Here is a 13,655-nt window from a genome sequence, read left to right as displayed (position 1 = left end):
CTGGTTATTGTCTTGCTAGTTGTTGCCTTACTAGGGCGTGTCTTCATTTCAAAAATGGTGATAAAAATGAGATAAATTGCCGTCAAACAAGAAAAATAGCGCAGATAATATCGGGATATTAAACAGCTATTTGACGATGTTTGGCAAGATTTAGCCATTTTTAGCCCATTTAGATGACTATCGGGTGAATTGAAGACACGCCCTAGTTACTATTTTAGTCATCATTTTGATTATTATTGCCAGGGCTAAGCGGTACGATCTGATCTGATTGACCACTAGACAGCATATGATGGCTACCATACCCTTCTGGATTGATCTGTAGATAGGCGTTCATTTGACCAATCGCCTCACCATCATCACTGGCCAAAATCTGCTCTTTAATGAGCTCAACCGGCGGTAATGGTAAGTTTTTAAGCAATGCCAAGCGTTGATGGTTATCACCCTTGTTGACTACCAACTCGATAAGCTGACGGGCATCGATAGGCAAATCTGGTGTGTTTTGTGCTAAAAGTGCCAAATGATAAGCACCTGCAGGATCTTGGTCTACAACGATGCGCTGCTCGATAGCGACATATGTCGCTTCAGTTGCACCGCCTGCCACACTAAGCTGATGAATACATTTAAGTGCTGAGTATGACTCATTATTAGCAATCTCAATAATGCGTGTCGATTCATTTTTTAACCGTTCACGGCGTTTTTCAATCGCTGCCTGCTCAGCCGCTTCTCTTTGCTCATTTAACTGTTCGCTGGTTTGGTTATTCATAAAGCTCTCTTACTCATCTGATAATTATTATTTATATCGCTGATATCTTGGACACTATATGGGGGTAAATCCTATAAAAACAACGAAGCCTGATGACATAGGCGCGTGGAAATACTAGTAGGGACAGAAATAGATATGCTACTAACAACACTAATAGCGACAATAAAAAAAACCCAAACAGCCATTAAATGACTATCTGGGTTTGCTGTGCTTGTATCTTGCAAAGGCTAATTGGACATTAAAGACATCCAATTCACACTTTCAAGTATTAAGCAGCAGGGCTGTTTGCTTCAACCAATGGCTTTAGCTCGCCTGACTGATACATTTGCAAGATGATGTCTGATCCACCCATTAGCTCGCCATCAATCCATAACTGCGGGAACGTTGGCCAGTTCGCAATTTTTGGCAACGTTGCACGGATTTCTGGGTTTTCTAAAATATTTACAAACGCAAATGGACGACCAATCTGAGTCAACACTTCGATAGAGCGCGCTGAAAAGCCACACTGTGGAAATTGCGGTGTGCCTTTCATGTAGATAATAACTTTATTGTCACGGATTTGATCACGGATCAATTGTTCAACGTCGTTTGCAGCAGTGTTTGGGGTTTGCTCACTCATAAAAGCTCCTATTGATAAAGCGGTTCATTAAAATGATTATTTATATAAAAATAATTGTGTAAAGACGTGGCTGATACATGGGGCGACTGCCGCTGTATTACAAGCACGAATTTCTATCTATGTAGGTTCGATAGCATTAGGGACTAATAATACCACGGCATTGGCCATGATGCCCTCTTGACGACCTGTAAATCCCAATTTTTCAGTCGTGGTGGCTTTCACGCTGATATTGCTAATATCTGTTTGCAGGTCACTAGCGATATTAGCTCGCATTGCCAGATTATGCGGCGCTAACTTTGGACGCTCGCACATCACCGTAATATCAGCGTTGCCTAGGCTATAACCAGCCTCTTGCACTTTGCTATAAACATAACGCAGCAGTACTCGTGAATCCAATCCAGCATGTGCCGCATCGGTATCGGGAAAATGCTGCCCGATATCGCCAAGCGCCAATGCACCAAGTAGTGCATCAGCAAGTGCGTGCAAGACCACATCCCCATCAGAGTGTGCGAGCAAACTGTGAGTATGCTCAATAGGTACGCCCGCTAGTATGACATATTGTTGCTGCTGACCATTATTATGGAAAGCATGAACGTCGATACCTTGACCAATTTTTATCATTATTATTCCAAGATGAGTTAAAGGTGATTAAAATAATTCAAAACCACTATCTGAATTTTCAAAGTGGTTTTACTGGTAGCCAGACACCATCGGTCGCCACCAGTTTCAATTAACTGGTATAATATGACGTTTATTTTATCATAATACCAGATCTAAAAGACAAGCTGACATTATGGTGTTGAGACTACGTGTTGTAGTGATTGCATAACACTTAGCGTCGGCATGTACTTTGGATAACGTATAAATAGTTGAGCCGTTTTATGTCAGCCATACAAAATACCTCAAGCACAACCGTTTCTGAGTCTTTTAATGCTCATCGCCCTTTAACACTTGCTGATGTCGAAAATCCTAGCACCAAGCATGTGATTGTCGGTATGTCAGGCGGGGTCGATTCTTCTGTATCAGCCGTATTACTTCAACAGGCAGGCTTCAAGGTCGAAGGCTTGTTTATGAAGAACTGGGAAGAAGATGACGGCACCGAATACTGTACGGCGATGGATGATCTAGCAGACGCGCAAGCCGTATGTGACAAAATCGGTATGAAGCTGCACACGGCCAACTTTGCTATGGAATATTGGGATCGCGTATTCGAGCACTTTTTAGCGGAATATAAAGCAGGCCGCACCCCAAACCCTGATATCTTGTGTAATAAAGAAATTAAGTTTAAGGCGTTTTTGGATTATGCGTTGACCCTTGGTGCAGATTATATCGCTACAGGTCACTATACACGCCGCAGTGTGAACTATACCAATGCTGAAGGTGAAGAGGTTGCACAGCTATTGCGCGGGCTTGATAATAATAAAGACCAAAGCTATTTCTTGCATGCGGTTGGCGGTGACAAAATCGCCAAAACGCTATTCCCAGTCGGCGAGCTTGAAAAGCCAGTGGTACGTCAGATCGCTGAAGAGCATGACTTAGCGACGGCTAAAAAGAAAGACTCTACAGGTATTTGCTTTATTGGTGAACGCCGTTTTAAAGACTTCTTACAACAATATCTGCCTGCCCAAAAAGGCGAGATACTTACTGATGATAATAAAGTCATCGGCACTCATGACGGTCTCATGTATTACACATTGGGTCAACGCGGCGGCATCGGTATTGGCGGCGTTAAAGACCGTCCTGAAGAACCATGGTTTGTATTGGCAAAAGATTTAGAGAAAAATCGTTTAATCGTCGGTCAAGGGCATGAACATTCAATGCTAATGAGCAACGAGCTAAAAGCCTATAAGCTCGACTGGATTGATGGTTTACCGCCTGCGGATGTGTTTAGCGACGAAGGTCTAGCATGTATGGAAAAGTCTCGCTATCGCCAGCCAGACCAAGCCTGCCGCGTATTTGCGACCAATGCTGATGGCAGCGAAGTGCGCGTGGTATTTGATGAGCCACAGCGCGCTGTCACCCCTGGTCAGTCAGCGGTATTTTATATCGATGAAGTATGTCTAGGCGGCGGCGTGATTGAATCTATCGATGCACCTTGCGGATTCTAATTGATTCCTAAGACCCAACTTAAAGCACAGATGTTGACACAGTGAATAGATTGATTTTAGCGGGCGTCAACATCGCTTTATTTGCATAGACCGCTTTTTTAATATCATATTTCTGCTATATTACGCGCAACGATTTCGACGTCGTTTTTTATATGGTAATTTTTTATCTAGACTCTTGCAGTTTTTTATTTCATAACTACTGAGGCATAACCATGACCCCACTTACCGCTCTCTCTCCAATTGATGGCCGTTACGCATCGAAGGCTGACAGCTTACGTCCTTATTTATCTGAATTTGGTCTAATCAAAGCTCGCGTTACGGTAGAGATTCGCTGGTTGCAGTCTTTGGCTGACAACAGCGCAATTGGTGAATTAGCAGCATTTGATGACCAGACCAACGCTTTTTTGAATGCAATCGTTGATGATTTTAGCGAAGCAGATGCTCAAGCTATCAAAGACATCGAAGCGACGACCAATCACGATGTAAAAGCGGTTGAGTACTTTATCAAAGACAAGTTCCGTGGTCAGGATGCCTTGATTGACTCACTTGAGTTCATTCACTTTGCCTGTACCAGTGAAGACATCAATAACCTATCATATGCGTTGATGCTCAAAGACAGCCGCGAGCTGGTCGTTGCGAAAATGCAGCAAGTGACTGATAGCATCGTTGACTTATCTATTGCTCACGCTGATCAGCCAATGTTATCACGTACACATGGTCAGACAGCCAGTCCAACGACACTTGGTAAAGAGATGGCAAACGTGGCCTACCGCCTAGCCCGTCAAATCAAGCAAATCAATCAAGTAGAGCTATTAGGTAAAATCAATGGCGCCGTCGGTAACTATAATGCGCATTTTTCAGCGTATCCTGACGTCGACTGGCAGAGCCATGCTGAAGCGTTTATCAATCAGCGTTTAGAGCTAACATTTAACCCTTATACGACTCAAATTGAGCCACACGACTATATCGCTGAGTTGTTTGATGCCGTTAAGCGCTTCAATACCATCTTGATCGATTTCAACCGTGATATCTGGCAATATATTAGCTTAGGCTATTTTAAACAGCGCCTAAAAGACGGTGAAGTTGGCTCTTCTACCATGCCGCATAAAGTTAATCCAATTGACTTTGAAAACTCTGAAGGTAACTTAGGCGTTGCCAATGCGATGCTAGCCCATTTGGGTGAGAAGCTACCAATTTCACGTATGCAGCGTGACCTATCGGACTCAACGGTATTGCGTAATATCGGTGTTGGTCTAGCACAGAGTATGATTGCTTTTGACGCTTGTCTAAAAGGCGTGGGTAAACTTGAGCTAAATGCACAGCGTTTAAATGATGACTTGAATCAAGCGCAAGAAGTGTTGGCAGAGCCGATTCAAACGGTCATGCGTCGCTACCGTGTTGAAAACCCATACGAGAAGCTAAAAGCCTTGACTCGTGGTAATGCCATGACTCGTGAAGCCATGCTAACGTTCGTCGAAAGCGATGAGCTATCGGCAGTTAGTGATGCGGATAAAGAACGTCTACGTGCATTGACGCCTGCTACTTATATCGGTAATGCCGCTGAGCAAGCACGCGCTATTAAAGAATGGATTGCCAAGCTTTAATAACTAATAAGAGCATACTGATAATAAGATCGGACTAGAAAGGTAGGAGCGCATAGTATTGTTTACTCGCTCCTATCTTTCTAGCACTTTTATCTTATTCAATTGTTATCTTAATAGCTATTATCTGGATAAATAGTAACCTTACTTTGAACGCTATGATTGGTTTTGATTCGATTGCTTTTGATTCAAAACTCATAGTCGATAAGTAAGGTTTTATTTTTTATCATCATCGTCATCACTGTCGCCTGGTATGATGGCTTTACCCACAGCAACGGTTCCTTTGACCACGCCTTTGGTAGTTTTGTAAGCGATTTTTGCGGGTACTGTGACGATTTTATGGACACAGGCTTGTAGCAAAAATACGCTAGCGATGATGACAACAAAATGCAGCTTTTTCATAACGTTCCTACGATTGAGTGGATGCTCTGATGACAGCTATTATTTTGATAATCGTTATTGCTTATATGTACTATATAAACGTCACCAAAATAATAGACATCAAATAGATGACAATCTTAAACTATTAAAACCCTCCTATAAAGCATCCCTTATTATTAATCTTGTACACCGCCAAAATATGGATTTATCAATGACTTCTATTTCTCTTTGTTTACCCGACTCTATCACACCTGAGCAATTCTTATCTGAATACTGGCAAAAGAAGCCACTGCTTATTAAGCAAGGGTTGCCGCAGCTAGTTGATATGTTTGAACCAGATGATATGATTGGTCTTGCGCTTGAAGAAGATGCTAGTGCAAGATTGCTGACTCAGGCAGCCAGTAAAAAAGAAGGTCAGGCACAGTGGCAACTTAAAAAAAGCCCACTGAATGAAACGGATTTTGAAAACCTACCAGAGCAATGGACCGTATTGGTACAGAATCTTGAGCAGTGGTCACCAGAGCTTGGTCAATTGTGGCAAGCATTTGACTTTATTCCGCAATGGCAGCGCGATGACATCATGGTCTCTTATGCGCCAGCAGGTGGGTCGGTTGGTAAACATTATGACGACTACGATGTGTTTTTGGCACAAGGCTATGGCTCTAGACGTTGGCAACTAGGCAAATTCTGTGATGACCAGACAGAGTTTGTTGCTGATGAGCCGCTGCGTTTATTTGACGACATGGGCGAACTGATCTTTGATGAGATACTAGAAGCGGGTGATGTCCTTTATGTACCGCCTAAATTATCACATTTCGGTGTGGCACAAGACGACTGTCTGACTTTCTCGTTTGGTTGCCGCCGTCCAAACCTGATGCAAATCATCGATAGCGTGGCCGATATCGCAACCAATGACAGCAAGTTATTTATCCCGATGTTACTACCGCAAGCGCTACAAGCGTCAGGTGAATTGCAATCAGATAGCATTGCGGCTATCAAGGCGCAATTGCTAGAAATGCTACAATCTGATCGCGGTGATGATATGATTCGCCAAGCAGTCTCTGAAGTGGTTAGTAAGCGCCAATATGATGCGCTGATGCCAGAAGAAACGTTAGATACCGATGAGCTTATGCAAGCGCTATCAGAAGGGGCCACATTGCAGGCGGACTATAGCAACCGCCTACTCTATAGCCAGACCACTGATGGCACCGTGCTGTACGCCAATGGTCAACGTATCGATGGGCTCGATGAAGCTGCGATAGCAGTACTAGTACGCTTGGCCAATGGTGAAGCATTACAACATAGAGACGTCACCGATGTTGATGCAGATGATTTGAGCGAATGGCTAGAGAACGGTTGGGTATGGGTGGATGTGGCTGAATAAAATCTCATAATCAAACTTCAGCCAAACAACGCAAACAAAAAAACCGCTATCTGATAATTACGCAGATAGCGGTTTTTTCTTATACATTTTTTGCAATTACTAGTTTGGCATTTATAGCCCTACCAAACACCGCTTAGCCTTTATGAGAATTGATATAAAGGCTAAGCGGATTCGTAATTAATGCAGTGATTCTACTCTGTACCAAGCTCAAGCAAGCTCGCGTTACCACCGATTGCTGTGGTATTGATAGTCTTGACTCGCTCAGTGACAAAACGATGTAGGTAATCAGGCGTTAGCATTTCTGACAAGCCTTCCATATCAGTAACACTAATAACCTGCGTCAAAATACCATCAGTATTGGCAAGCTCTTGACTGATGACTTGCACTTCGCTGCGGCTACCAGAGACAGCCACCTGTGCTAGACGATCGATATATAAAAGCGTGACCGTTTGCGAATCGTTAGCCACACTTAGTACATCTTCGCTGATACCTGTGTCGTGCAGTATCTTAGCAGCTTCATTACACATCTCATCTTGGCTTGGGCAATGCAGTATAACTTCATTACCTGTCAACAATGCCGCGATGAGCTGACCTAATACTGCCATGGCTCTAGCAGTTTCGCCGCCGATGACCATCGTCTTACCACGACCAGTCACATACAAGTCATTGGACTCGCCTGTTGCCCCTGTCATACGATGCATCTCATCCAAGCTAGGCGCACCGCTCAACAAATGGTTGAATAAACGCTTTGCTTTATTGGCATCGCCAGTGAGCAATGCCAGTTTTGGAATGGCTGCTTGTAGATACGTTGCGCGATTCACTGCGCCGAGTAATCGCCAAGATTCACAAACCTGGGCATGATTTTTTTTGAATTCAGTCGCCATGTTGCTACTCCTTATGCGAGTTCTGTTTGAGTGGTAGTTTGGGTTTCGGTCGCTGTCATATGAGCAGCTGACTGTTCAGCATTGACTGATTCTGAGCTAAGTTGCATGAGACGCGCGACATAGTGCGGGCCACCAGCTTTAGGGCCAGTACCAGATAGGCCACAACCACCGAATGGCTGTACGTTTACGACCGCGCCGATTTGGTTACGGTTGATGTAAGTATTACCAACAAAGGCACGGCGCTCAATGTGTTCAACAGTATTTTCGATACGGCTATGGATACCTAACGTCAAGCCAAAGCCTGTGTTGTTAATGGCATCAATCAGCTTATTCAAATCACGTGCTTGGTAACGCAGTACGTGTAGAATTGGGCCAAAGTGCTCACCACCGATCACATCAATGCTCTTCACTTCGATTGCGGTTGGCAATACAAAGGTGGACTTCTCTTGACTGACGACTGAGCTCGAGCTCATCGGCGTCTGCGCCAAAATAGTAGCAGTCGGCTCAGCACTCATACGTTCGATGTGCGCCTCTAAACCATGCTTAGCATCTGCATCAATTACTGGACCTACATCTGTCGCAGCATATAGAGGATTACCTACAGACAGCTCAGCCATATTACCTTGCAAGAGCTCGATTAAATCATCCGCCATTTCTTCTTGTACACACAATATGCGACAAGCTGAACAACGCTGACCTGCTGAACCAAATGCTGATAGTACCGCATCTCTAACGACTTGCTCTGGCAATGCTGTTGAGTCAACGATCATCGCATTTTGACCGCCAGTCTCAGCGATAAAGACAGGCAATTCGCCACTGGTTTGTGCATGATCATTTAGGCTTTGGTTAATACGTTGAGCTGTTTGAGTAGAGCCTGTAAATATCACACCTGCGATATTATCAGCAGCCGTCAAAGCACCACCTACGTCGCCTGCACCAATGACCAATTGCAATGCTTCTGCTGGTATACCCGCTTGATACATCAACTGGGCACCAAAGTGAGCTACCAAACTGGTTTGTTCAGCAGGTTTCGCTACTACCGTGTTACCTGCAGCAAGTGCAGCTACGATCTGTCCCGTATAGATAGCCAATGGGAAGTTCCATGGACTGATACAAACGAAAGTGCCACGTGCTTTATACACTTGACGAGACTGCTTACCAGCCAAGTCTGTGAACTCATGTACGACGTCATCTAGACGCTCTGCTTCGTCAGCATAGAAACGACAGAAATCAACAGCTTCTTTGATTTCATCGATACCATCCTGCATGGTTTTGCCCGCTTCAACTTGGCATAGTGCCATTAGCTCAGCGTAGTTTTCTTCGTATAGCTCAGCAATCTTACGTAATATCTCAGCACGCTTAGCAGCTGGTACATTTTTCCATACATCTTGACCGGCAACAGCAACGTCAATCGCTTGGCGAGCCACTTCAGCGTTGGCATAAGTTACTTTACCAGCACTAACTTCGTGGTTCCAAGGCGCAAGTACAGTTTGCGTATCAAGCTGATTCGTTTGACCATCTACTTCGTAAGTATCAACAGCTTTACCATTAATGATAGAGGTTGCTGACCATGTCTTATGCAGATGGCTATCAATAGCTGATTTGAACGGCAACCATTGTGACTCTACAAAGATATTAGGGCCAAAACTTGCACGACGTTCACCGTAAATCTCTAACGGTAACGGGATGTCTGGATTGTGCAATGTTGCATTACCAAGCAGCTTGTCGTATGGATGCACTGTTAGCTTTTCGATTGGGTAAGACTTGTCTAGCAACTGATGAACAAACGAGCTGTTGGCGCCGTTTTCTAACAAGCGGCGTACCAAGTATGGTAGCAAATCTTTGTGTGCACCTACTGGCGCATAGATACGTACAGGAATCTCATAAGCTTGCAAAATATGATCATAAAGCGCATCGCCCATGCCGTGCAGACGTTGGAATTCAAAGTCTCTATGTGCACTCATGGTCATGATTGATGACAGTGTATGCGCATTATGCGTCGCAAACTGTGGCCAGATTAGCCCGCGCAGATGGTCTGACAATAAGAAGCGCGCACAAGCAAGGTATGCAGTATCCGTACCTTCTTTACGTGTCCAAACGGGATAGCCTGATAGACCTTTTTGCTGAGCAAGTTTGATCTCAGTATCCCAGTAAGCACCTTTTACTAGACGTACTGGAATACGATCACCGACTTCAGTAGACAAACGAGCAAGCCATGCTAATACAGCGATAGCACGTTTAGAGTACCCTTGTACAACGATACCTAAACCATCCCAGTCCGCTGTCAAATTATCACGGTACAAAGACTCAAACAGTTTTAGAGAAATCTCAAGGCGATCTGCTTCTTCAGCATCAATACTGATATCGACATTGACTTCACGTGCCGCTTCAATCAATAGCAGGCAGCGCTGACGCAATAAGCCCATTACTTGTGCTTCTTGCGTAGCTTCATAGCGAGGATGCAGTGCTGATAATTTGATAGACACTGACGGCTTTGGCATGCCTTCTTTAACTTTTACGTTCGCCGTAGCTCTGATCGCATGTAGATAGTCGTTGAAGTATTTTTCCGCATCTTTATGCGTGATCGCCGCTTCGCCTAACATATCAAATGAATAGGTATAGCCTCTATTACGATATGGTTGGCTGTTTTTATTGGCGTCTTCGATGGTTTCGCCCAATACAAACTGATGGCCCATGATACGCATGGCTTTTTGCATCGCACTACGAATGACAGGCTCACCCATCTTCTTAGTCATGCGATCCAAGAAACCTGATGCAGTGGTGCTGCTGTCAATACTGACAACGCGACCAGTCATCATCATGCCCCAAGTAGAGGCATTGACCATAAAGCCATTGTCATTTTTAATGTGCTTTTTCCAGTCAGCCACACTCATTTTGTCATGAATCAATGCATCAGCCGTATAGTTGTCTGGCACACGAATCAAGGCTTCTGCCAAGCTCATTAGCAAGATACCTTCTTGGGTATCAAGGCTATACTCAAGCAATAATGAGTCAACCATCTTGACGGCTTTACCATCATTACGTACGTGCTCGACCAGTTTGCGCGTTTGCTCAGCAGCAGCATCGCGTTCTTCTATACTGGGTTTGGCAAGTGGCAATAACTCAGACAACCAACGTTCTTCATCGGCGCTATATAGCGGCGAAATACGCTTATTTAGCGCTTCTGCTGACTGGGCGAGATACTCAGGCGACAGCATATCAACAGGATTAAACAAGATCGGCTCTTGCGGGGTAAACTGGTCTACTGGGTTCATAATAACTCCATAACTATCGTTTAAAAACCATAATAAATGGTGCTTTAGGAAGTCTGATCGTCCTGTATAACTGCTCATAACCGCTATCAAAAAATAGGGGTTATTGACGGATATTCACAGCAATAATCAAAAGACCAAACGGCGCCATCACAAAACTAAAAATCCAGCATAGGCTGGAGACGGTTAAGTAGGTCGTTCGACTGTTAAACGGGCTACGTTAACAATACAAAGGCAACAACGAAAAGCTAAGCGGCATTAGTGCCTTCTTCTTGTTAGTAGTGAAAGGAGTGTGATGACCAAATATCGCCTTATTGAACCGAAAAATCGCTCTAATAATCACAAATCTGTCATCTTTGGTGATGCTAATTCACTGTAAGAAAAACCTCTACGGCGTTGATTGAGGTGATGCGCTTAACTCGGCTATAATATCACGAAAGTTTTTTTCAAACTAACGAAATTTATTATTTTCATAAATTAATATATATCTAAATAACAATAACTTACAAGCACTTTATTGGCCATGACGCTTTGGTTACGTTTTTTTGTTTACTATTGCCCATAGTTTGGCATCACCCTACTTAATACTGGTATCAGAAATACTAAACATTACCCCCAAGAATACTGAGCTCAAATTAAGACGATAGGCTTATAATGCTGACAAAAAAAACCCTCCTTATCATCAGCTGGTAAGGAGGGTTTTTTGTTTAAGATGCTATTAATGTCTTACTACACTTTGCATTATAAGAAAATAATCTTGAACAACAATATAGCAGTCAAAATCCAGACAGCGATACTGATATCTGCAAACTTGCCTGCAATTGCTTTTACAGCTGTAAAGGTAATAAAACCAAGTGCGATACCGTCAGCGATAGAGTATGTAAGTGGTGTGAATAGCAATACCACGACCACTGGTGCCGCTTCTGTTAAGTCGCTCCAGTTAATGTCCTTTAGGGTACCCATCATAAGTACGGCTACATAAAAGATAGCGCCAGCCGTTGCATAAGCTGGAATCATACCTGCTAGTGGCGAGAAGAAAATACTAAACAGGAATAACACACCTACCGTAACAGCCATTAAGCCTGTACGGCCACCTGAGGCGATACCAGAGATACTCTCGATATAGCTGGTCGTCGATGAAGTACCCAATAAAGAACCCGCTACTGTCGCTGTTGAATCAGCGAGTAGTGCTTTACCCATGTTCGGGATATTGCCATCTTTGTCCGTTAGTTTTGCTTGGCTAGTGGTAGCAATCAAAGTACCAGCAGTATCAAACAAATCGACAAATAAGAAAGCAAAAATAACACTGATCATACCTACATCAAATGCACCAGCAATGTCTAACTGCATAAGCGTCGGTGCAATAGAAGGCGGTGAAGAGATGATACCTGTGAACTGTGTATAGCCCATTAATAAGCTAATCAGTGCAACCAATAAAATACCAATGGTTACCGCACCTGGGACTCTCTTATAAGACAGGCCAATGATAACAACAAAACCTAATGAAGCCATGACAGGACCAAATGACGTCATGTCACCAAGGCCAACTAAGGTTGCATCATGATTGACGATGATGCCTGCGCTTTGCAATGCAATAAACGCCAAGAACGCACCAATACCAGCGACTACGCCGTTTTTGAGAGACGTTGGAATGGCATTAATGATTGCTTCACGAATCTTAAATAGACTCAATAGTACGAAGATACAACCAGACAAGAACACCGCACCTAACGCTGTCTGCCATGCGTAGCCCATACCAAGCACCACACCATAGGTAAAGAAGGCATTAAGACCCATACCTGGTGCGAGCGCAACTGGTAGTCGGGCGTAGATACCCATGATGAAACAACCTACTGCTGCTGCTATACAGGTCGCTACAAATACGGCCCCTTTATCCATACCTGCATCGGCTAAGACGTTAGGGTTGACAAAGATAATATAAGCCATCGTCAAGAACGTGGTTATACCAGCGATGATTTCTGTTTTGATCGTGGTATTTTCACCATTAATCCCAAAATAGCGTTCAATTGCATTCATAAGTGTCGCCCCCGACTGGCTAATAAAAAGTCATCATTACCTAAAATTAAACATGACCTCAGCGAAAAAATAATGATGCCACAATAAGAATAATGTAGTAACAAAGCGTAACATATTAGACCAGTTATCTTACAAACTCAATCGTTGATAATGTCTATCTCGTACAAAATGCGATTTTGAGAGACTTCAAGACTATTGGTCAGAAAAGCCATATGAAAAGCCACATACAGCCATGTTGCCCTACGCTATTCGAAAAACTACTTTCTATTCGTCATTAAGGTGATATTCGGTTTGAGTCATGAGTTTTAGGTAGTAAGTATTTGCTCGGTCATTATTCATGTTATCCAACTAACTATTGAATGAATCAATAGCAGCCCAACTAAATAGTCGTTTAACACATTAATAATGACCTTTCTCTCATTTAGAAGTAAACTAGGGGGTTATTATACCGATACCTAAATCGCGATACTTACTGTTGCAGCATTTTTCTAAGCACAGTTACAAATTTTTAGTAAAGAAACGTGCTGCGTATTAAATAATAAAAAGTAAATAGTGTTTGTTTAGAGGTTGTCTGGTTCGGATATCACTATTCCAGCCAGCTGTTAT

10 protein-coding genes are annotated in these 13,655 nt (G+C 43.4%); 3 read left to right on the top strand and 7 right to left on the bottom strand.

Features of this window, described 5'->3' with window-relative positions; all coding sequences use genetic code 11:
- Positions 1–214: 214 nt before the first annotated feature.
- The 3 genes from ACIGBM_RS05700 to ispF all read right to left on the bottom strand — a co-directional run bounded on the left by ACIGBM_RS05700 (position 215) and on the right by ispF (position 2,003).
- Positions 215–763, bottom strand: coding sequence for a hypothetical protein (locus ACIGBM_RS05700; RefSeq protein ID WP_191115162.1), 549 nt, complete (start codon positions 761–763; stop codon positions 215–217).
- Positions 764–1,031: 268 nt separating this feature from the next.
- The gene (gene grxD, locus ACIGBM_RS05695) at positions 1,032–1,382 is read right to left on the bottom strand and encodes a Grx4 family monothiol glutaredoxin (protein ID WP_057759647.1); all 351 of its coding nucleotides are present in this window, start codon (positions 1,380–1,382) and stop codon (positions 1,032–1,034) included.
- A gap of 117 nt (positions 1,383–1,499) precedes the next feature.
- Positions 1,500–2,003, bottom strand: a complete 504-nt coding sequence (gene ispF / locus ACIGBM_RS05690) for a 2-C-methyl-D-erythritol 2,4-cyclodiphosphate synthase (protein ID WP_179797303.1) — start codon at positions 2,001–2,003, stop codon at positions 1,500–1,502.
- Between the two features lie 374 nt (positions 2,004–2,377).
- On the opposite strand from ispF, the gene mnmA reads away from it, so the two are divergent.
- The gene (gene mnmA, locus ACIGBM_RS05685; RefSeq protein WP_397477116.1) at positions 2,378–3,490 is read left to right on the top strand and encodes a tRNA 2-thiouridine(34) synthase MnmA; all 1,113 of its coding nucleotides are present in this window, start codon (positions 2,378–2,380) and stop codon (positions 3,488–3,490) included.
- 212 nt (positions 3,491–3,702) lie between these two features.
- Complete coding sequence (gene purB / locus ACIGBM_RS05680) at positions 3,703–5,094, top strand: adenylosuccinate lyase (protein WP_057759636.1); 1,392 nt, start codon at positions 3,703–3,705, stop codon at positions 5,092–5,094.
- 213 nt (positions 5,095–5,307) lie between these two features.
- Here purB and ACIGBM_RS05675 read toward each other — a convergent pair whose 3' ends face one another.
- Positions 5,308–5,493, bottom strand: a complete 186-nt coding sequence (locus ACIGBM_RS05675; protein ID WP_057759633.1) for an NF038104 family lipoprotein — start codon at positions 5,491–5,493, stop codon at positions 5,308–5,310.
- Between the two features lie 190 nt (positions 5,494–5,683).
- Here ACIGBM_RS05675 and ACIGBM_RS05670 point away from each other — a divergent pair, with 190 nt between their 5' ends.
- Positions 5,684–6,856 carry a JmjC domain-containing protein gene (locus tag ACIGBM_RS05670; protein WP_397477050.1) on the top strand — a complete coding sequence of 391 codons (1,173 nt, stop codon included), beginning with the start codon at positions 5,684–5,686 and terminating at the stop codon, positions 6,854–6,856.
- Positions 6,857–7,047: 191 nt separating this feature from the next.
- Here ACIGBM_RS05670 and ACIGBM_RS05665 read toward each other — a convergent pair whose 3' ends face one another.
- The 3 genes from ACIGBM_RS05665 to ACIGBM_RS05655 form a co-directional block, all read right to left on the bottom strand.
- Complete coding sequence (locus tag ACIGBM_RS05665; protein ID WP_397477049.1) at positions 7,048–7,740, bottom strand: 1-pyrroline-5-carboxylate dehydrogenase; 693 nt, start codon at positions 7,738–7,740, stop codon at positions 7,048–7,050.
- Positions 7,741–7,751: 11 nt separating this feature from the next.
- Complete coding sequence (gene putA, locus ACIGBM_RS05660; RefSeq protein WP_397477048.1) at positions 7,752–11,015, bottom strand: bifunctional proline dehydrogenase/L-glutamate gamma-semialdehyde dehydrogenase PutA; 3,264 nt, start codon at positions 11,013–11,015, stop codon at positions 7,752–7,754.
- Between the two features lie 738 nt (positions 11,016–11,753).
- Complete coding sequence (locus ACIGBM_RS05655; protein ID WP_101204806.1) at positions 11,754–13,049, bottom strand: NCS2 family permease; 1,296 nt, start codon at positions 13,047–13,049, stop codon at positions 11,754–11,756.
- Between the last annotated feature and the right edge of the window lie 606 nt (positions 13,050–13,655).

The sequence above is a fragment of the Psychrobacter sp. NPDC077938 genome (assembly GCF_044542635.1).
Lineage (GTDB): Bacteria > Pseudomonadota > Gammaproteobacteria > Pseudomonadales > Moraxellaceae > Psychrobacter.
The sequence above is the reverse complement of the archived record's forward strand: the minus strand, read 5'-3'. Positions and strand labels throughout refer to the sequence as shown.

Coding starts and splice junctions, on each gene's coding strand:
- ACIGBM_RS05655 (WP_101204806.1), bottom strand. CDS start 13,049: ATGAATGCAATTGAACGCTATTTTGGGATTAATGGTGAAAATACCACG.
- grxD (WP_057759647.1), bottom strand. CDS start 1,382: ATGAGTGAGCAAACCCCAAACACTGCTGCAAACGACGTTGAACAATTG.
- ACIGBM_RS05675 (WP_057759633.1), bottom strand. CDS start 5,493: ATGAAAAAGCTGCATTTTGTTGTCATCATCGCTAGCGTATTTTTGCTA.
- ispF (WP_179797303.1), bottom strand. CDS start 2,003: ATGATAAAAATTGGTCAAGGTATCGACGTTCATGCTTTCCATAATAAT.
- purB (WP_057759636.1), top strand. CDS start 3,703: ATGACCCCACTTACCGCTCTCTCTCCAATTGATGGCCGTTACGCATCG.
- mnmA (WP_397477116.1), top strand. CDS start 2,378: ATGTCAGGCGGGGTCGATTCTTCTGTATCAGCCGTATTACTTCAACAG.
- putA (WP_397477048.1), bottom strand. CDS start 11,015: ATGAACCCAGTAGACCAGTTTACCCCGCAAGAGCCGATCTTGTTTAAT.
- ACIGBM_RS05665 (WP_397477049.1), bottom strand. CDS start 7,740: ATGGCGACTGAATTCAAAAAAAATCATGCCCAGGTTTGTGAATCTTGG.
- ACIGBM_RS05670 (WP_397477050.1), top strand. CDS start 5,684: ATGACTTCTATTTCTCTTTGTTTACCCGACTCTATCACACCTGAGCAA.
- ACIGBM_RS05700 (WP_191115162.1), bottom strand. CDS start 763: ATGAATAACCAAACCAGCGAACAGTTAAATGAGCAAAGAGAAGCGGCT.